General features: G+C 55.4%; 17 protein-coding genes and 1 pseudogene. 11 read left to right on the top strand and 7 right to left on the bottom strand.

Annotated features, from left to right (window positions below; all coding sequences use genetic code 11):
• The first annotated feature begins 58 nt into the window (after positions 1-58).
• From EAH77_RS00085 to EAH77_RS00055, 7 genes are all read left to right on the top strand, one after another.
• Positions 59-1,894, top strand: coding sequence for an ABC transporter ATP-binding protein (locus EAH77_RS00085; protein ID WP_431306741.1), 1,836 nt, complete (start codon positions 59-61; stop codon positions 1,892-1,894).
• 35 nt (positions 1,895-1,929) lie between these two features.
• Positions 1,930-3,474: a glutathione ABC transporter substrate-binding protein gene (locus tag EAH77_RS00080; RefSeq protein ID WP_140469779.1), complete on the top strand. Its 1,545-nt coding sequence runs from the start codon at positions 1,930-1,932 to the stop codon at positions 3,472-3,474.
• Positions 3,475-3,553: 79 nt separating this feature from the next.
• The gene (locus tag EAH77_RS00075) at positions 3,554-4,474 is read left to right on the top strand and encodes an ABC transporter permease subunit (RefSeq protein ID WP_140469778.1); all 921 of its coding nucleotides are present in this window, start codon (positions 3,554-3,556) and stop codon (positions 4,472-4,474) included.
• A 9-nt stretch (positions 4,475-4,483) separates the two neighbouring features.
• Positions 4,484-5,374, top strand: a complete 891-nt coding sequence (locus EAH77_RS00070; protein WP_140469777.1) for an ABC transporter permease subunit — start codon at positions 4,484-4,486, stop codon at positions 5,372-5,374.
• Entirely contained in the window at positions 5,371-6,438 is a 1,068-nt protein-coding gene (locus EAH77_RS00065) for a P1 family peptidase (RefSeq protein WP_140469776.1), read from the top strand. Before EAH77_RS00070 ends, EAH77_RS00065 begins: the two co-directional genes overlap by 4 nt.
• A complete protein-coding gene (locus EAH77_RS00060) occupies positions 6,435-7,256 on the top strand; it encodes a M55 family metallopeptidase (RefSeq protein WP_140469775.1) in 822 nt (273 codons plus the stop codon). The genes EAH77_RS00065 and EAH77_RS00060 overlap by 4 nt, the downstream gene beginning before the upstream one ends.
• 67 nt (positions 7,257-7,323) lie before the next feature.
• The gene (locus EAH77_RS00055; protein WP_140469774.1) at positions 7,324-8,211 is read left to right on the top strand and encodes a LysR family transcriptional regulator; all 888 of its coding nucleotides are present in this window, start codon (positions 7,324-7,326) and stop codon (positions 8,209-8,211) included.
• A 319-nt stretch (positions 8,212-8,530) separates the two neighbouring features.
• On the opposite strand, the gene EAH77_RS00050 is transcribed toward EAH77_RS00055, so the two are convergent.
• The 4 genes from EAH77_RS00050 to EAH77_RS00035 all read right to left on the bottom strand — a co-directional run bounded on the left by EAH77_RS00050 (position 8,531) and on the right by EAH77_RS00035 (position 12,641).
• A complete protein-coding gene (locus EAH77_RS00050; protein WP_140469773.1) occupies positions 8,531-9,670 on the bottom strand; it encodes a M20 family metallopeptidase in 1,140 nt (379 codons plus the stop codon).
• Between the two features lie 21 nt (positions 9,671-9,691).
• The gene (locus EAH77_RS00045) at positions 9,692-10,795 is read right to left on the bottom strand and encodes a phosphotriesterase family protein (RefSeq protein WP_140469772.1); all 1,104 of its coding nucleotides are present in this window, start codon (positions 10,793-10,795) and stop codon (positions 9,692-9,694) included.
• Between the two features lie 4 nt (positions 10,796-10,799).
• On the bottom strand, positions 10,800-11,798 hold the full coding sequence (locus EAH77_RS00040; protein ID WP_194150469.1) for an ABC transporter permease: 999 nt from the start codon (positions 11,796-11,798) through the stop codon (positions 10,800-10,802).
• Positions 11,799-11,885: 87 nt separating this feature from the next.
• Positions 11,886-12,641, bottom strand: a complete 756-nt coding sequence (locus EAH77_RS00035) for an ATP-binding cassette domain-containing protein (RefSeq protein ID WP_161985761.1) — start codon at positions 12,639-12,641, stop codon at positions 11,886-11,888.
• A gap of 79 nt (positions 12,642-12,720) precedes the next feature.
• Here EAH77_RS00035 and EAH77_RS25065 point away from each other — a divergent pair, with 79 nt between their 5' ends.
• Positions 12,721-12,894: a hypothetical protein gene (locus tag EAH77_RS25065; RefSeq protein WP_161985750.1), complete on the top strand. Its 174-nt coding sequence runs from the start codon at positions 12,721-12,723 to the stop codon at positions 12,892-12,894.
• A 276-nt stretch (positions 12,895-13,170) separates the two neighbouring features.
• Here the strand turns inward: EAH77_RS25065 and EAH77_RS00030 are convergent, their stop codons facing one another.
• Positions 13,171-14,181: a LacI family DNA-binding transcriptional regulator gene (locus EAH77_RS00030; RefSeq protein WP_140469770.1), complete on the bottom strand. Its 1,011-nt coding sequence runs from the start codon at positions 14,179-14,181 to the stop codon at positions 13,171-13,173.
• Between the two features lie 395 nt (positions 14,182-14,576).
• Between EAH77_RS00030 and EAH77_RS00025 the strand changes: the two genes are divergently transcribed.
• Positions 14,577-15,497 (top strand): ABC transporter substrate-binding protein, encoded by a 921-nt coding sequence (locus EAH77_RS00025; RefSeq protein ID WP_431306740.1) that lies wholly within the window; start codon positions 14,577-14,579, stop codon positions 15,495-15,497.
• Between the two features lie 61 nt (positions 15,498-15,558).
• On the opposite strand, the gene EAH77_RS00020 is transcribed toward EAH77_RS00025, so the two are convergent.
• Positions 15,559-16,464: a ribokinase gene (locus EAH77_RS00020; RefSeq protein WP_140469768.1), complete on the bottom strand. Its 906-nt coding sequence runs from the start codon at positions 16,462-16,464 to the stop codon at positions 15,559-15,561.
• A gap of 27 nt (positions 16,465-16,491) precedes the next feature.
• On the opposite strand from EAH77_RS00020, the gene EAH77_RS00015 reads away from it, so the two are divergent.
• Together EAH77_RS00015 and EAH77_RS00010 are read left to right on the top strand one after the other, a co-directional pair.
• Complete coding sequence (locus EAH77_RS00015) at positions 16,492-17,334, top strand: BtpA/SgcQ family protein (RefSeq protein WP_140469767.1); 843 nt, start codon at positions 16,492-16,494, stop codon at positions 17,332-17,334.
• 4 nt (positions 17,335-17,338) lie between these two features.
• Positions 17,339-17,989 (top strand): TenA family protein, encoded by a 651-nt coding sequence (locus EAH77_RS00010; RefSeq protein ID WP_140469766.1) that lies wholly within the window; start codon positions 17,339-17,341, stop codon positions 17,987-17,989.
• A 59-nt stretch (positions 17,990-18,048) separates the two neighbouring features.
• On the opposite strand, the pseudogene EAH77_RS00005 reads toward EAH77_RS00010, so the two are convergent.
• A pseudogene (locus tag EAH77_RS00005) lies at positions 18,049-18,333 on the bottom strand (IS4 family transposase); the annotation flags it as partial.

Raw genomic sequence — 18,333 nt, 5'->3', positions numbered from 1 at the left:
CAACCCCAGCGATGCGCAAACCGCGTCAACGGACAAGCCTCACCGGCCCATTCTGCAGGTGAATAACCTGTCGGTCAGTTTTTCTGGCCGTCAGGGCCAGACGCAGGCACTGAAAGGCATTTCCTTTTCTATTAATAAAGGTGAAGTGGTGGCGGTGGTTGGTGAAAGCGGCTCCGGGAAATCGGTCACTTCACTGAGCATCATGGGCCTGTTGCCTGATGCTGCCCGGATTAACGGCGGTAACATCGACTTCTTTACCCGCGACGGCGAGCGTCACCCGCTGGTGGCAGCCTCTGCCGAGGCACGACGCAAACTGCGCGGGCAAGAGATGGCGATGATTTTTCAGGAGCCGATGACCTCCCTCAACCCGGTGCTGCGGGTGGGCGATCAGCTTACCGAAGCGCTGCTCGATCACCATATTTGCGGTAAAAAAGCCGCGCTCGACAAGGCCCGTGAACTGTTGCGGCAGGTGCGTATTCCTGATGTCGAACGTATTTTACAGTGTTATCCGCACGAACTGTCCGGCGGCATGCGTCAGCGGGTGATGATTGCTCAGGCGCTGTCGTGTGACCCCGCGCTGCTGATTGCCGACGAGCCGACCACCGCACTTGACGTCACCGTGCAGGCCCGCATTTTGCAAATTCTGCGTGACTTGCAGCAGGGCACCGATATGTCGGTCATGTTCATTACCCACGATATGGGCGTGGTGGCTGAAATTGCCGACCGCGTGGTGGTGATGTATCAGGGCCGCGTGGTGGAGCAGGGCCATGTGACCGAGATCTTTGCCAACGCGCAACATCCTTATACCCGCGCTTTACTGGCGGCGGTGCCAAAACTTGGCGATATGCGGGGCCTGAAATGGCCACGCCGCTTCCCGTTGTTGAACGTTTTTTCTGCGCCAGAAAAGCAATCGATTGCAGGTGATGATGCTCACGTTTTAGCCCATCACGGTGATCAGATCACCGCCAATTACGACGTGCCACCCCTGCTCGATGTGCGCGGGTTGCGCGTCTGTTACCCGATCCGCTCCGGCGTGCTGTCGCGGGTGACGAAAGAAGTGCATGCGGTGGAGCAGATCGACTTCTCCATCTGGCCGGGGGAAACGCTGGCGCTGGTGGGTGAGAGCGGTTGCGGAAAATCCACCACCGGCCGGGCCATTTTGCGCCTTGCCGACAGCCAATCTGAAAGTATTCATCTCGAAGGTAAAGAAATAACCCTGTTGCGGGACCCGCCGTTTCAGGCGGTACGCCGTCAAATCCAAATGGTATTTCAGGATCCCTACGCGTCATTAAATCCGCGTCTAACCGTGGGTTTTTCCATTGCTGAACCGTTGCTGCTGCACGGGCTGGCGAAGTCGCTGGCCCATGCTACGCCGACGGTTAACAAACTGCTTGAAAGTGTCGGGCTGGAGCCATCACATGCGCGGCGTTACCCGCATGAGTTCTCCGGTGGCCAGCGCCAGCGCATTGCCATTGCCCGCGCGATGGCCTTGCAGCCTCAGGTGATCATTGCCGATGAAGCGGTGTCCGCGCTGGATGTGTCGATTCAGGCGCAGGTGGTGAATCTGATGATGGATCTACAGCGCGACACCGGCGTGGCCTGGCTATTTATCTCCCACGACATGGCGGTAGTGGAACGCATCGCTAATCGCGTGGCGGTGATGTACCTCGGACAGATTGTGGAGATCGGTCCACGCGAGGCGATTTTCAGCTCGCCTCAGCACCCTTATACCCGTCGTTTGCTCAGCTCTGTACCGGTGGCGGATCCGTCACGGCGGACGACGCGCAATTTTGATGATGTGGAAGTGAAATCGCCGGTTCACCCGGCGGGAATGCAGATAGATAAAATCAAATATCGGCGGGTAAGCCCGCACCACTGGGTATCAGAGACCTAATTTACGCTTATTTTTGGGACACACAGGAGAAGTACATGCAATCGACTTTTTTACGTAAAACCCTGGTAGCTGCCGCACTGGTGCTCAGTTTTTCGGCCACGGCCCAGGCCAAAGACCTGCGCATCTCTATGTACGCCGACATGACGGGATTTGACCCGCACGACACCACGGACACCCTGAGTTACTCCGTGCAGAGCGCTATTTTCGAACGTCTGTTCCAGTTCGACAGCAAAATGGCGGTGGTGCCGGTACTGGCCACCGATTACACCAGTAACAGTGACGCCACCGAATTCACCATCAATCTGCGCCATGACGTGACCTTCCAGGACGGCACGCCGTTCAACGCCGATGCCGTGAAAATCAACCTCGACCGGCTCGCTAACCCGGCCAATCACCTGAAGCGCAACGCGCTGTTCAGTATGATCAAATCGGTCGACGTGATGACGCCGTATCAGGTGAAAATCACCCTGAACAAACCTTTTGGCGCGATGATCAACACGCTGGCGCACCCCTCGGCGGTGATGCACAGCCCGGCGGTGCTGAAACAGTATCCGAATGAGCAGGATCTGAGCGTGCACCCGGTGGGGACCGGGCCGTTTAAGTTTGTCGAATGGCAGCAGGGCAAAGACGTCAAGCTGGTGAAGTACGATAACTACTGGCAAAAAGGCTGGCCAAAAGTGGACTCCGTGACGCTTTACCCGACGCCGGAAGACTCCACCCAGGTGGCAAAACTCAAATCAGGCGGCGTGGATGCCGTGTATCCGCTGCCATCGGATCTGGTCGATACCGTGAAAAGCGATCCGAAACTGGATATCTCGCAAAACCCCGGCATCTACCTTTATTACATCGCGTTCAATACGCAGAAAAAAGAGTTCTCAGACGTGCGTGTGCGACAGGCGATTAACTACGCCATCGACCGTAACCTGTGGCTGAAAGTCGGTTTCGCGGGTCTGGGTTCGCCGTCCACGTCACCGCTGCCAAAAAACGTCCAGTTCTATGAGAAGCAGACTTCACCGGATTACAGCTACAACATCGCTAAAGCGAAAGCGCTGATGAAAGATGCCGGTTACGAGAACGGCTTTGATGTTGAACTCTGGAGCTCCAACAAAACTGACCGCATCCGCAGCGGCCAGTTCCTCAAACAGCAACTGTCGCTGATTGGCGTACGGGTGAAACTGGTGCCGATGGACTCCGGTTCGCTGAACCAGCGTCTGTGGAGTACGCCGAAACCGGCGGATGCCAAAGTCGAGATGTATTACGGCGCGTGGTCGGCGTCAACCGGTGATGCCGACTGGGCGCTGCGTCCGCTGTTTGCCACCGAATCCTGGATCCCAACCGGCTATAACGTCTCCTACTACAGTAACAAGCAGGTGGATGAGGCCATTACGGCGGGCCTGCAAACGGCTGACCCTGCCAAACGTAAAGCGGCTTACGCCGACGCGCAAAAGCTGCTGTGGGCTGATGCGCCGATGGCTTACCTCGGCGTACCGGACAATCTGGTCGGCAAGAGCAAAGATCTCTCCGGCGTGTATATGTTGGCGGACGGTTCGCTGATCTTCAATCAGGCAGAGTTTAAGTAATTTTCTGGTTGTTCGGCTCCTCCCGTGAGACGCGGGGGGAGCCAGCACCACCTGTCATGAAGGTACGGGAAACACATTTATGCTGACCTATTTTATCCGCCGGTTACTGGAAATGATCCCGGTGCTCTTGGTGGTGTCGTTGCTGGTTTTTGGTTTCATCAAGCTACTGCCGGGTGACCCTGCACGTATTTACGCCGGACAGGATGCACCGATCGAAGCGGTGGAGTCAGCACGGCAACTGCTTGGCCTCAACGATCCGCTGCCTGCGCAGTACTGGCGCTGGCTCGACGGCATGGTACATGGCGATTTAGGTACCACCTACCGCACCCGTCAGCCGGTCAGCAGCGTCATTGAAAGTGGCTTTATGCCGACGTTATTGCTGGCGCTGGCCGGTTTTGCCTGGTCAGTGGTATTGGGATTGGTGATCGGCGTGGTGTCGGCGCTAAAGCGCGGGAAATGGCAGGACTGGACGCTGATGAGTATGGCGGTGGGGGGGATTTCCATGCCGCCGTTTTGGCTGGGGTTACTGTTGATCCAGTTCGTTGCCATGCCGTTCGGGCTGTTTTCGGTCAGCGGATTTAACCATCCCAGTGACATTATCTTACCGGCGATCACGCTGGGGTCATCGGTGGCGGCAGTGATGGCGCGTTTTACCCGCTCGGCGTTTCTCGACGTGGCGCAAGAGGATTATGTCCGCACCGCCAACGCCAAAGGGTTGCGCGCGCAGCGGGTGACCTGGAAACACATCATGCGCAATGCGCTGATCCCGATTATTACCATGCTCGGCCTGCAATTCGGGTTCCTGCTCGGCGGCTCGATCATTGTTGAGAGCGTATTCAGTTGGCCGGGTCTGGGCTGGCTGCTGATTGAGTCGATCAAAACGCAGGATCAGCCGGTGATTCAGGCGCTGGTGATGCTGTTTGTGTTCGAATTTATTCTGATTAACCTGCTGGTGGACCTGCTCTATGCGGTGGTTAACCCGGCTATCCGTCTGCGTTAAGGAGGCCTTATGACTGAGCCTGTAATTGTCACGCTTGCACCGCAGAACGACGACATCCGTTCCCCCTGGTACGATTTTTTTCATGCATTTATCCGCCATCCGATGGCCGTGGTGGCGGGGGGATTTATCCTGCTGTTGGTGCTGATCGCCATCTTTGCCCCGTGGCTGGCCCCGTATGACCCGATGACACCCGACTGGATGGCGCTCGGCGCTGGCCCTTCGGCCACGCACTGGTTTGGAACCGATGATCTGGGCCGCGACGTGCTGAGCCGTATCATTTATGGTTCGCGCATTTCGCTGTACGTCGGTGTCTTCTCGGTCACGCTCGGTATGGTGGTGGGTGTGTTTCTCGGGCTGTTGGCGGGCTATTACGGCAAATGGCTGGATATGCTGATCATGCGGGGTTCGGACGTGCTGTTTGCTTTCCCCGGTATGCTGCTGGCGATTGCTGTGGTGGCGATCCTCGGCCCTGGCCTCAACAACGTGATTATCGCGGTGGCGGTGTTCAGTGTGCCGGTGTTTGCGCGCATCGTGCGTGCCGCCACGTTATTTATCAAACAAAGTCCCTATGTTGAAGCGGTTCGCTGCGTTGGTGCGCCTGACCGCGTGGTGCTGCTGCGTCATATTTTGCCCGGCACACTGTCGAACGTGATCGTCTATTTCACCATGCGCATCGGTACCAGTATCCTGACGGCGGCCAGTCTCAGTTTTATCGGCCTCGGCCCTGAGCCGGACGTGCCGGAGTGGGGCAACATTCTGGCGATGAGCCGCAACATGATGATGGCCGGTAAGTGGCATGTCAGCGTGTTCCCCGGTCTTGCGATCTTCCTCACGGTATTGGCTTTTAACTTGCTGGGTGACGCCCTGCGCGACACGCTGGATCCTAAACTGAAGAAATGACAACAGAAACTGATGATTTTTCCTCACCCGGCCTGCAGACGCTGCGCCAACGTTGGGCTGATAAGCGGCAGATTTTCCATCCGCGTTTTCCCTGTGGACCGGGCAACAGCCTGAGCGATGTGGCCGGTATCACCGTCGGCCACAGCACACTGGCGGCGGGCGATGTGCAGACGGGTGTCACCGCGATTGTGCCTCCCGGCGACAATCTTTATGCCCAGCCTTTGCCCTGTGGCGTCTCGGTACTTAACGGTTTTGCTAAACCCATGGGGCTCATTCAGCTAATGGAATTGGGCGAACTGCAAACGCCCATTTTGCTCAGCAACACCTTCGCCACCGGTACTCTCTTCAACGCACTGGTGAAGCGCAGCTGCCAGCAATTTCCGCACATCGGACGCCCTGATCCGACCATCAATCCGCTGATCCTCGAATGCAATGACTTCTATCTCAATGATATTCAGGCGATGGCGGTCACTGAAAACCACGTGCTGGCCGCGCTGGATACCGCCCGTTGCGACTTCGCCCGTGGCAGCGTGGGGGCCGGGCGCGGAATGAGCTGTTTCGGGCTGAAAGGCGGGATTGGCACCGCGTCGCGCTGGTGCGAGAGCCTCAATGCCACGCTTGGCGTTCTGGTGCTGGCCAATTTTGGTACGCTGTCTGAACTGACCCTTGATGGTGTGCGGGTCGGTGCGGCGGTACAGAACATCTTGCCGCAGCTGGCACCGCAGGTTGATGCGGGATCGGTGATTATTATTATGGCCTGTGACCGGTATCTCGACAGCCGTCAGCTTACACGTATCGCTAAACGGGCCGGTGCCGGGTTAGGCCGTCTGGGAAGCTACTGGGGCCACGGTTCCGGGGATATTTCGCTGGCGTTTTCTACCCAACGCGCCGGTATTCTGCCCGCCGATCTGGCTCTTGAGCCGCTGCTGGCGATGGCCGCAGACGCCACCGAACAGGCCGTGCAGGACGCCATGCTCAGTGCTGAATCTGTTACCGGATTTCGCGGTAATCACCGCGTTTCCTTGCGGGATATTTTGGATCACTACAACGAGAAATCATCATGAAAATCTTTATCTCTGCCGATATCGAAGGTGTGGCGGGCGTGATGCGCCCTGAGCAGTGCAGCCCTGGCAATGCGGACTATGAGGCTGCCCGTGCATTAATGGAGCAAGAAGTGAATGCCGCGATTGACGGCGCATTTGCCGGTGGCGCAACCACTGTCACGGTGGCAGACAGCCACGCGACGATGCAAAATCTGCGGGCTGAAAATATCGATCCCCGTGCGCGCCTGGTCCAGGGCAAACCCCGGGCTTTATCGATGATTGAAGGTATTGCGCAACAGCAATATGACGGCCTGATGCTGGTGGGTTTCCATACCGCTGCCGGTGAATCCGGGGTGTTGGCGCATACCATTAATGGACGGGCGTTTTACCGGGTAAAACTGAACGGGCAGGTGGTGGGTGAAAGTGATCTTTACGCCGCGGCGGCTGCCGAACTCAACGTGCCATTATGGCTGGTGACCGGTGATGACCAGCTGGAAAGGTGGATCAACCAGCACTATCCGTATGCACAGTTTGTCTGTGTGAAACGCGCAATTTCCGCCAACGCCGCCGAATCTGACAGCCCGGCGATTGCCCGCGCTCAGATCCGCAAGCAGGCCACCCTTGCCGTCACCAAAGCCGTACCGGGGATCACTAACCGTTTCGCCTCGCCGTATACCCTCGAACTGATGGTGACTAAACCGGTGCTGGCGGATATCTTCATGTTGATCCCCGGCGTCGAGCGCCTTGACGCCGTCACCGTCAGTTACACCAGTGCCAGCGTTGCACCGGTCATCAGCTTACTGAGCGCCTTCTCTTATCTGGCATCAACGCAGAAATAATAGATCAGCGAACGACTGAGCTTTTTGCTACTTTCAGACATCGGATTTTGTGAAGGTCATTAAGCGTATGCGTTTACGTCATATCGAAGTGTTTCAGGCGGTCTTACAGGCGGGCAGCGTCAGCGGCGCGGCGCGCTTGCTCAACGTGTCGCAGCCGAATGTCAGCCGGGTGCTCAATCATGCCGAGCAACAGCTGGGCTTTACGCTGTTTGAGCGCAGCCCGCAGGGATTGATCGTCACGCCAGAAGGGCGTCGGCTGATGCCGGAAGTTGAGGCGCTGTTCAGCCACATTCAGGCCATCGGCGTGCTGGCAGAACAGCTGCGCCAGGGCGAAGGGCAGCATGTGCGTATCGGCTCGGCGCATGCACTGGGCCACAGCGTGATGGCACCGGTGCTGGTGGATTTTCGCCGTCAGATCCCCGGTGGCAGTGTCGAACTGGTGACTGGTCACTTCAACACGCTGAGTCAGGATCTGCTGCATTATAAGATGGATTTCGCGCTGGCTTTCGGCGAGCAGGTTTCGTCCGAGTTGATCTCCGAGTCTATCTACCATGCTGATATGGTGGCGCTGTTACCTCCTGACAGCCCGCAGGAAGGGCCGGTTTCGCTGAGCTGGCTGTGCGACAACGATTTACTGATGTTGCAGCAGCAAGACCCGCTTGGTCAGGTGCTCAGCCGTGTATTACGCGAAAACGGCCTGACGCCACGTTCACAACTGCACATTAAAACCTACTCGGTGATCGCCGATCTGGTGCTGGCCGGTGGTGGCGTTGGCGTCGTCGATACTTTTACTGCGCGGCGTTACATCAACCAACTTAAAATTCTGCCCGTGGTGGAAGCTCTGCCGTTTGAGGTGATTTTACTCAGCCGTAAAGATCAGCCGTCATCGCAGGCTGCGCTGAAGCTGAAGCAGTTAATACGGCACAAGCTGTTTTGTCTTCAATTTCGACTTTAACTTCAAAACCTGTGCTGTGTTTGTCCTTAAAAATGTCGAGGCCGCGTTCAAAACGACGTCGAGTGAGCGGTGAGAAACGGCGAGAGGTTTTTATTCGAGCTGGTCCGAACCCGAAATGAGAGTACCGCGCAGCGGCGGAGTTTGCGGCTATAACAGAAATACCTGAAACACGGCCATTGTGACCAGCGCAGCTGCTGAAGCCGCATAAAAAAACGCAGGAGTTCCAAGAGGAGGCGCGTTTACGCCTCCTTTTGGGCGGGTTTGGGCGGCAGCCCAAGGTCTTAGGTGTGGGCCGACGCCCACGATCTTGAATTTGAATTTAAAGGCAGCTTTGGGGCGCTACCCCATAGTCCTGTATCAACTGCTGATAGAGCTCCACTCCCTCATATAAGCGTGCCACCACGCAATATTCATCGGTCTGATGCGCCATCGAAGGTTCTCCCGGCCCGAGGATGATGCAGGGCGGTGCGCCGAGCGCATTAATCAGCAGGGCGGCGTCGGTAAAATAGGGCACAATCCGGGCTTCGAGAGGGGCGGCGTGAAGCGGTTCGCAGAGTGCGAAGACACTTTGGATCCACGGATGTTGACGCCCGGTGAGCACAGCAGGCAGGTCAACCAATGGAGATATCGTGACACTGTCACTCAGGTGGTGCTGTAATCGCTCTCTGAGCCGGGTATGAACCAGCGTCGGGTCGGTGCGTATGTCGACGTCAAAACTGGCGCGATCCGGCACCGAGTTGATATTCAGACCGCCGCGGATAGTGCCGACGTTCAGGGTGGGTTTTTTCATCAGCGGATGCGGCGGGCCGGGATCGAAATGGCGGATTTTACCGATGGCGTCTGCCGCCAGATAAATGGCATTAATGCCCAGTTCCGGCATCGCGCCGTGCGCGGTTTTACCCTGTGTTTCGCAGCGCAACCAGAGCGCGCCTTTATGCCCGATTATCGGGTAATTGGCCGTCGGTTCACCGACGATCAGCGCACCGGGTTGCGGTAATGTGATGGAAGGATCGTTAATCATCGCCCGCGCACCGTCGCAGCCGGTCTCCTCACCTCCGGTGAGAATCAGCACTACGCCGTTTCCCGCAGCAATAGCTTCCGCACTGTTCATACAGGCGACAATAAAGGCGGCAATGGCTGCTTTCATATCGCTGCTGCCACGTCCATAAATCCGGCCGTTATCGATTTCACCAGCGAACGGATCCCACTGCCACGGCGCATTGCCGAGCGGCACGGTGTCGAGATGACCCGTGAAGGCCAGCGGTTTACCGGCGGTTGACCCCGGCAGCGAAGCCAGCAGGTTGTAACGGTTTTCACCGAAGTGATGCAGCTGAACATCAAAACTATTTTCAGTAAGAAAGTCCGCCAGCCAGCGCAGGCATTGCGCTTCGTTACCCGGCGGATTAAGGGTATCGAAACCCAGCAGGGCGCGGGTCAGGGTAATGACGTCTTCATTCATGCTCAGTCCCCGGCTAAACGGTTACGATTTTATGGCAAAAACGCGTTTTGGGTTGCCAATCAGCAGCGTTTCCAGTTGTTCACCGGTCACACCGTGGCGGCGCAGGCGCGGCACAAAATGTTTGAGGATATAGCCATAACCCTGACCGCCAAATTTGGTCAGCATGGTTTTCAGAAAAACGTCCTGCGACAGCAATACCTGTTGGATAAAACCGTCATCGATCAGCTCGCAAATAGCGCGGGCGTTATCTTCGTCAGACGGCGACTGGACGTTTTCATCGGCGTAAAAGTAAGACATCCCAATCATGTCGTACTCCAGATACGCACCTCGCCCGGCCAGCGTGCGCTGGTAATTTTTGTCCGCAAAGCTCGGGTTCATATGACACAGCACCACATTGCGCAACAAGGTGCCTTCTTCCTCCAGAATATCCAGCACCTTATGACCGTAACGCTCCCAGCCGGGCAGGTGGATTTGCATCGGTACGCCGGTTCTGGCACTGGCCCGCCCGGCGGCCCGCAGTGATTTCTCTTCATTTGGCGTAAACGCCGCAGACACACCGATTTCGCCAATCAGACCCGCCACCACCTCGGGTTTGTCGCTGAAACCACCGACGTCATAAATAATCTGATCGGTCAGCGTTTCCAGCGAATGCGTTTTGACGTAGTCAGGGTGGGACGGTTCGAGGTAAAAACCGGTGCCCATAATGATGTTCAGGCCGGTCAGACGCGAAATGCGCTGCAAGGCTTTAGGATCGCGACCGATACCAATATTGGTCGGGTCCACCACTGTTTCGCCGCCCAGTGCGCGGTATTTCATCAACTCTTCTATTGCTAAATCAGCATCAAATAACTGGCAGTTATCGCGGCTCATTAAAGGGTTGTGCTGTAATTCACCGAGGTTCTCGATTTTTACTGGCATTTCAGCCATATGCCTTTCACTGCAACAACACGGCGGCACCCATTTGCCCGAGGCGTCGAGCAGAATATGCTCGTGCATCAGGGTCACGCCGAGTTTCTCTACCGCCAGTGGCCCGAGAACGGTCATCGCAAAGCCGCTTTGTGTGCCGAGCGGAAAAGGATCGGCATGCCGGAACAGGGAACCTGAAAATGCAGAGTCTGATGACATGGCGCTATCCTTTTGTACTTCGAACCGGGTTAAAGATGCGGGTGTTAAGCCAGATGGCCAGCAAAATGATCAACCCGGTGGCGATTTGGGTATAAAACGGCGACATGTGCGACAGGATCAACCCGTTTTGGATCACCGCAATCGACAGCGCGCCAAGCAGAGTACCAATGATAGTGCCGAAGCCACCAAACAGGCTGGTACTGCCGAGCACCACGGCGGCAATCACCTGCAATTCAAAACCTTCACCCTGATTGGAAGAACCACTGCCCAGACGTGCGGTGATGATCATTCCGGCCAGTGCTGCACACATGCCGCAAATGACGTACACGCGCAGCGTAATACTTTTGGTGTTCACTCCGGCACGGCGTACCCCTTCGGCGTTGGCCCCGATGGCGGTGACATAGCGGCCAAAGCGCATGTGATTAAGCAATACATGACCGAAGAACAGGGCCAGCACGCCGATAATGGCAGGTAACGGCAAGCCGAGTACCCAGGCGCGGCCAAGCAGGCTGAACGGGCTGTCCGCCGGAATAGGGATGGAGTAACCCTGGGTAATGAGCAGGGCGATACCGCGAATAACCGCCAGCGTTGCCAGCGTAACGATAAAGGCCGGAATACCCTCATAGGCGATGAAATAACCGTTAATGGCCCCAATCAGCCCGCCCAGTAACAACCCACCGAGCAACACCACCGGCCACGGCAAACCCCAGTTATTCAGCGCAATCGCCGACAGCGCACCGACCAGTGCCAATGTCGAACCCACTGATAAATCAATGCCGCCGGTGGTGATCACCAGCGTCATGGCCGCGGCGACAATCAGTAATGGTGCGCTTTGGCGCAGAATATTCAGCCAGTTGGCGCCACTGAGGAAGTTGTCGGTAGCAAAAGAGAACACCGCGCAGCAGAAAATAAAGAATACCGCGATGCTCACCACGCCGGAGTGGTTGTGCAGCATGCGCCGCGTAACCGATTGCTTAATAAGTCGGGGACTGGACATATTTATGATACTCATGAGCTAAGCCTTATCAGTCGGGATGTGCATCAACCGGCCACTGCCCGTTGCCAGACAGAAACGCAGCGCTGCGAGGGTCTAGTGATGTACCGTTCCGCGCGCAGAGTGCGCCTCGAATTTCTCGCCAACGATCAGGTTCACGATGTCAGATAGGCTGGTATCGGCGATCTGGCGGTCTGCCACGTTAGTGCCTTCGTACATCACCATGATGCGGTCACACACCAGGAACAGATCCTGCAGACGGTGGGTTATCAGGATCACGCTGACACCACGAGCGCTGACGCGTCGAATCAGTTCCAACACCGCTTCCACCTCGGCCACGGCCAGTGCGGCCGTCGGTTCATCCATGATCAACACCTTCGGCTCGAAGGCAGCGGCGCGGGCAATGGCAATCGCCTGGCGCTGGCCGCCCGAGAGATTGCGCACCAGCAGCCGGGTATCAGGAATGGAAATACCGAGCCCTTGCAACATGTCGCGGGCCTGTTCATGCATCTTTTTCTCATCAAGAAAAGGGATGCCCAGCACGCGGGTTTGCGGCTCGCGGCCCATAAACAGATTTCCCGCCACGTTGACCGTGTCGCACAGGGAGAGATCCTGATAGACCATTTCGATATGGCAACGGCGGGCGTCAGACGGGTTGGCAAAGTTCACCTCTTCGCCGTCGATGCGCAAGATCCCACCGGTCGGCACCACCGCGCCTGCCAGAATTTTGGTCAGGGTAGATTTCCCTGCACCGTTATCACCGACCAGCCCCAGCACTTCGCCAGGTGCCAGGCTCAGATTGACACCGCGCAGTGAGCGGATCGAGCCGTAGGTTTTGGTGATATTTACCATTTCCACCCGGGGTGAACCAGACAGATTTCTGGACATCTCTTGGGACATAACTGCTCTCCAACTGGTGAGGGGCTGGCGGGTGCAGGGCGAAGGTTTTCGCCGGAATGACCCGAGAAAACCTGCGATTGCCGCTGCTGACAGCGCCGTTTTTCTGGCCTTTCCCGGTTTTTCTTTCCTTGTAAACCGGTTTACCCGAAAGGCAAAAATAACGGCGATGTTTTTTCCCGCACCCGGAATGGTCAAAAAATTCTGAATGTGGAACTCTGTGTCGCCGATGTGAATGTAGCAGAATGTATGCCAGTTAATCGCAGGGTGGAAAGTGACGTGGTTCAAATATTAAGCAACGAGTATGTTAAATGCGCTATGTATCAATGTGATAATTAGGTGAACAAAAAGCTAAAATTTAATTTTTTGTGGCGGTTGTCACGCTTTCACCCCGGGCACATTGTTCTGCGGCAGCATTTTTCAGCGCAGTGCGTTGCACAGAAAAGGCGCAATTGCGCCTTTTTTGTGCAACACGACCCGCCGATCATGGGTGTTTGGCCGGAGGCGCGACGGAGTCACGGGCGATCCACTCCACCGGAATGCGTGTTACCGGCGGGATATCTGGCTGGTTGTTAAACAATTTGATCAACGTTTCTACTGCCGCGCGGCCCAGTTCACGGGCTGACTGACGAATGGTCGACAGACGTGGAGTGATCAAATCGGAATAAATCGCGTCATCAAACCCCACCAGAGAGAGCGCCTGCGGGGAGGAGAGGCCGCGTTGACGCAGGCCATCGAGCAGGCCAAGTGCCAAATAGTCACTGGCGGCGAAGATGGCGGTCGGTGGTTGCGGTAGTTTCAGCAGTGTATCCAGGGCTAAACGACCAAAGTTGCGGCTATACTCGCCGTACAGCACCCGGTCAGGATCGTAAGGCAGGCCGGCGTTCAGCAAAGCCTGACGGAAACCCTGATGACGTTCGCGTACGCTCATCAGTTCGTCCGGGCCGCCGACAAACGCGATGCGCTGATGCCCCGCCGCGATCAAGTGTTCGGCCGCCAGTGCGCCGCCGTGCACGTTGTCGGAAAAGACCTTAGGCACCGTGCTGCCCGGCACGTCTTCATCGAGTAACACCACGTGGCGCTGGCCTTTCAACTGCTCGCATAGCTGGCCGTTGTCCGGCCGGTTGGTGGTGAATAACAGACCATCGACCTGGCGGGTATCCAGCCAGCGGATGAACTGAGACTCTTTCTCAAGATTGTTGCGCGTCACGCATAACACCAGGCTGTATTTGTGCTCTGAGGCCGCCTCTTCCGCGGCGTCCGCCAGTTCAGCGAAGAACGGGTTGGCGATGTCCGGTAAGACCAGACCAATGGTTTCACTGCCACCCATACTCAGCCTGCGGGCCAGGCTATTGGCCCGATAATTCAGCGCCTTAATTGCGTCTTCGATACGCGCCACGGTAGGCTGGGGCAGGACGATGCTTTTGTTGAGATAGCGCGAGACGGTGGCTTTTGACAGGCCCGCGCGTTTAGCGACGTCTGATAAATTGGCCATTACTCTTTATCCTTCAAATTATGGCGGCTCTTGGCTCGGTGCTCACCATGCCACGGATCAGATAAAATTTATACTTGACAATTTTTGGGCCGCGTTTAATTGTAATTGGCAGTTTACCCGCACCACCCGTTTTACCGAAAACTCTCCGTTTGGAACGGTATTTTTCGTTTAACATGACATTCTGATGTGTGTCTCCCGCCAACGTTCCCCCATGGTCAGGTCATTTAACTGTGCCAGAGGTTCTGCTGAAGAATAAATCCTCTGCGTTTTATTCAGTTCGGCGCATTGCATTGCCATCACCAAATATTGAGGATGTCATTATGTTTATCAACACCAGCAACAATAAATCCGTTCCAGCATATAATGCGTTGAATTTAAAAAAATCCGCTTGCGCAATCATTGCGTCATTGGGGCTTTGCATTTTTAGTTATTCCGCCTTTGCCGTTGAAGCACCAACCTATGCGTTAGTGCAAATTAACCAGCAGGCTTTGTTCTTTAACTTGATGAATAAAGGGGCAGAGGAAGAAGCCGCGAAATCGGGTGCGAAATTGGTTATTTTTAATGCCAATGATAATCCTGTTTCCCAAAATGATGCCATCGAAACCTATATTCAACAGGGTGTGAAAGGCATTATGGTTGATGCGATTGACGTCAATGGAATTTTGCCTGCCATTAAAGAAGCCGAAGCGGCACATATACCGGTGATTGCTATCGATGCCGTATTGCCCGCCGGGCCACAAAAAGCCCAGGTTGGGGTCGATAACCTCAAAGGCGGGGCGCTGCTCGGTAATTACTTCACCAATTACGTAAAGAAAAATATGGGCGATAAAGCCAAGTTAGGCATTGTCGGTGCGCTGAATTCGGCGATTCAAAACCAGCGTCAAAAAGGGTTTGAAGATACGCTGCAGGGGCACCCTGGCATCAAAATCGTGGGCGTGGTCGATGGCCGTAACATTCAAGATGATGCGCTAACGGCGGCTGAAAACCTGATCACCGGTAACCCGGATATGACGGCGATTTACGCCACCGGTGAACCCGCACTGCTGGGTGCTATTGCGGCGGTTGAGAATCAGGGGCGTCAGAAAGACATCAAAGTCTTTGGCTGGGATCTGACCTCAAAAGCCGTCAGCGGCATTGATCAGGGCTACGTGGCGGCCGTGCTGCAACAGGACCCGAAAAACATGGGTGTTGAGGCCGTCAAGGCGCTGAATAAAATTGTGGTAGAGGGCAAAACGGTGGATAAAAGTATCCAGGTTCCGGCCACGATCGTGACCAAAGCTAACGTCGATACTTTCCGTCCTTTGTTCAAACAATAACAATATAATCGTTTTCTATTAGCGGGTTATGAAATCATAACCCGCTTTCAGGCCCCGATATTTAATTTTTTAGCAGCGTATCCAGCTCGGTCGCGGAAGGAAAGGCACTGAAGGTACCCGAGCGGCCAATGGTGATTGCCGCGGCCTGAGCGGCACGTTGCAAATCGAGTTTCTCAGGCTCACTGGCATTGCGTTGCAGCATGGCGGCCAGCATCACTGCCAGGAAGGTATCTCCGGCGCCGGTGGTATCCACCACATGGCAGCGCGGTGTATCGACCTGAAGGTGTTGCGCCTGTGTGGCAAGATAAACGCCTTCGGCACCGAGAGTCATGACGACGCTCGATACCCCGGCGGCCAGTAAATGATGTGCCGCTTGTGCAGGGTCAGCCGATGTCGCGCTGAAGTACTCAGCTTCGCCACGGTTGACCACCAGCAGGTCAATCAGCGGCCAGAGCTGGCTGAATGCCTGTTTGACCGGCGAGGGGTTGAACACGGTGAGTAACCCGCGTTCACGGGCGTGGGTGAAAATGGCAGCGGTTTTCTCCAGTGAGAAATTCCCCTGCTGTAACAGCACGTCACCGGATTGTGCCGTGGACAGCGCCTGCTTAATGTCGGCCAGTGATAATGCGTCGGCGGCGGTGGTGGTAGTAATAATAGAATTATCACCGTCAGCCGTATTTAAAATCAGTGAGGTGTCGGTGCGGCAATATAAAGATTCATCAGGAAGAAGCGTTAATGATTCCTGAGCTAGTTTTTGACGACACCACTGGCCCTGATTATCATTGCCAGTGGCGGCAATAAGCACTGTGCTGACCGCACAGCGAGAAAGTATGACTGCCTGATTGGCGCCTTTTCCGCCCAGATCCTGATTTATTTTCTGGCCGTGAACGGATGCGCCTTTTTCTGGTATTTCATTTATTACATACGTTTCGTCAACGCTTATATTACCCACGACGAAAACACGCATAGTTAATCCCCTGAAAGGTGAATGAAGATGGCGTCTATATCAGCAGGAAAACCCAGCGCGATTCAAGAGATATTTTCCCGTTCTAAAGCAATAATTGGCGTAGTGCATTGTGAAGCTTTTCCCGGCTCGCCGAATTATCAGGGAAAATCAATTAATAAAATAATTGATGTGGCCTTGAGTGATGCTGAGGCTTATTTAACCGGGGGGCTTCATGGGCTGATTATTGAAAATCATGGCGACATTCCTTTTTCTAAACCTGAACATATTGGTCATGAAACCGCGGCATTTATGTCGGTGATCACCGACAGAATTAAACAGGAGTTCGGTTGTCCGCTCGGCATCAACGTACTGGCCAACGCGGCCATTCCGGCGTTTGCCACGGCGCTGGCGGGTGGGGCGGACTTTATCCGCGTCAACCAGTGGGCCAATGCCTACATTGCCAACGAAGGTTTTATCGAAGGGGCGGCAGCGACGGCGCTGCGCTACCGTTCACAACTGCGTGCCGGGCACATTAAAGTCTTCGCCGACAGCCACGTCAAACACGGCAGCCACGCCATCGTGGCGGACCGCTCGATTCCCGAACTGACCCGCGACGTCGATTTTTTCCTGGCCGATGGGGTGATTGCCACCGGTCAGCGCACCGGCGACAGCGCCACCATGGAAGAGATTGACGAAATCCGTTCTGCCACTGAACTGCCATTGTTGGTGGGTTCCGGCGTCACGCCAGACAATATCTGTGCCATTTTGCAGCGCACGCAGGGCGTCATTGTGGCCAGCACGTTGAAGTTTGGCGGTGTATGGTGGAATCAGGTTGATCTGGAACGCGTTAAACATTTCATGTCGGTAGCCCAGGCCGGGCTCGAGGAGTAGCACTGTGACAGGACAGGTTTTTACCGAACAGCTGCTGGCCGAGCATCACGAAAGCTGGCAGGCGATGCAAACTCACCCCTTTGTCACTGGCATTGAAAATGGCACGTTGCCGGCACGGGTGTTTAATCAATATTTAGTGTTCGAAGGGGATTTCGTCGCGACCGCTATCGGCATCTTTTCCCATGCGGTGATAAAAGCACCGAATATCCGCCATCAGCGCTGGCTGATAGGCGTGCTGGATGCACTCGCCAATGAGCAAATTGCCTATTTCGAACGGGTGATGAGCGAGCGCAATATCGATCAGGCGCACTATCATCACAGTGCGCCTGAGGTCTACCGTTTCAGTCAGGGCATGTTAAGCACCGCTGAAACCGGCAGCTATGCCGAGATTCTGACGCTAATGTTCGGTGCCGAATGGATGTATTACCACTGGTGTGAACGGGTCAGTCGCTCAGACATTGCGGACCCCGACGTGAAAGCCTGGGTGGCGATGCATGCTGAGAAAACCTTTATTGATCAGGCCAGCTGGTTGAAAGCAGAACTCGACCGCTGCGCCGCCCAACTCACCGCCGCCGAGAGGCAGCGCCTGTCGGTATTGTATGGGCAGGTATTACAGTGGGAGATTGATTTTCACAGTGCGGCATTTATTGAATAACGCTTTCCCGGCCAGGGTTGAGCCACCAAAAAGCCTTCCATCGGAATAATGCCGTTCACTTAAGCCTCACGTGACTTAAAACTGAACGGATATTTAGGTGGTATGTAAAGCACTGTACGATCGTATCGTCGGTGCTTTCTTTTTTCCGGAAGGATAAACGCTTTTACATTTTCCCTCATTCCTTTCAGATGCTTAGGGATGTTTCCCGCAGCGCCTTTACCGCTCACTCTGACCTGCGATACCAGGATATTTAATGCCGCAACAAAGCTAATTCGCGTCGGTATGACTCCAGCCTCCCCTGCTATATCAACCATTTCCTTTCTCAGCAGATTATAGGAGACCAG

Origin of the sequence: Ewingella americana (assembly GCF_006438725.1) — a bacterium.
Classification (GTDB): Bacteria; Pseudomonadota; Gammaproteobacteria; order Enterobacterales; family Enterobacteriaceae; genus Ewingella; species Ewingella americana_A.
This window is presented reverse-complemented; position numbering and strand designations above follow the sequence as displayed.

Excerpts from the sequence above, each read along its gene's own strand:
- EAH77_RS00080 (WP_140469779.1), top strand. The coding sequence starts at position 1,930 with ATGCAATCGACTTTTTTACGTAAAACCCTGGTAGCTGCCGCACTGGTG.
- EAH77_RS00075 (WP_140469778.1), top strand. The coding sequence starts at position 3,554 with ATGCTGACCTATTTTATCCGCCGGTTACTGGAAATGATCCCGGTGCTC.
- EAH77_RS00070 (WP_140469777.1), top strand. The coding sequence starts at position 4,484 with ATGACTGAGCCTGTAATTGTCACGCTTGCACCGCAGAACGACGACATC.
- EAH77_RS00065 (WP_140469776.1), top strand. The coding sequence starts at position 5,371 with ATGACAACAGAAACTGATGATTTTTCCTCACCCGGCCTGCAGACGCTG.
- EAH77_RS00060 (WP_140469775.1), top strand. The coding sequence starts at position 6,435 with ATGAAAATCTTTATCTCTGCCGATATCGAAGGTGTGGCGGGCGTGATG.
- EAH77_RS00055 (WP_140469774.1), top strand. The coding sequence starts at position 7,324 with ATGCGTTTACGTCATATCGAAGTGTTTCAGGCGGTCTTACAGGCGGGC.
- EAH77_RS00050 (WP_140469773.1), bottom strand. The coding sequence starts at position 9,670 with ATGAATGAAGACGTCATTACCCTGACCCGCGCCCTGCTGGGTTTCGAT.
- EAH77_RS00045 (WP_140469772.1), bottom strand. The coding sequence starts at position 10,795 with ATGTCATCAGACTCTGCATTTTCAGGTTCCCTGTTCCGGCATGCCGAT.
- EAH77_RS00035 (WP_161985761.1), bottom strand. The coding sequence starts at position 12,641 with ATGGTAAATATCACCAAAACCTACGGCTCGATCCGCTCACTGCGCGGT.
- EAH77_RS00030 (WP_140469770.1), bottom strand. The coding sequence starts at position 14,181 with ATGGCCAATTTATCAGACGTCGCTAAACGCGCGGGCCTGTCAAAAGCC.
- EAH77_RS00020 (WP_140469768.1), bottom strand. The coding sequence starts at position 16,464 with ATGCGTGTTTTCGTCGTGGGTAATATAAGCGTTGACGAAACGTATGTA.
- EAH77_RS00015 (WP_140469767.1), top strand. The coding sequence starts at position 16,492 with ATGGCGTCTATATCAGCAGGAAAACCCAGCGCGATTCAAGAGATATTT.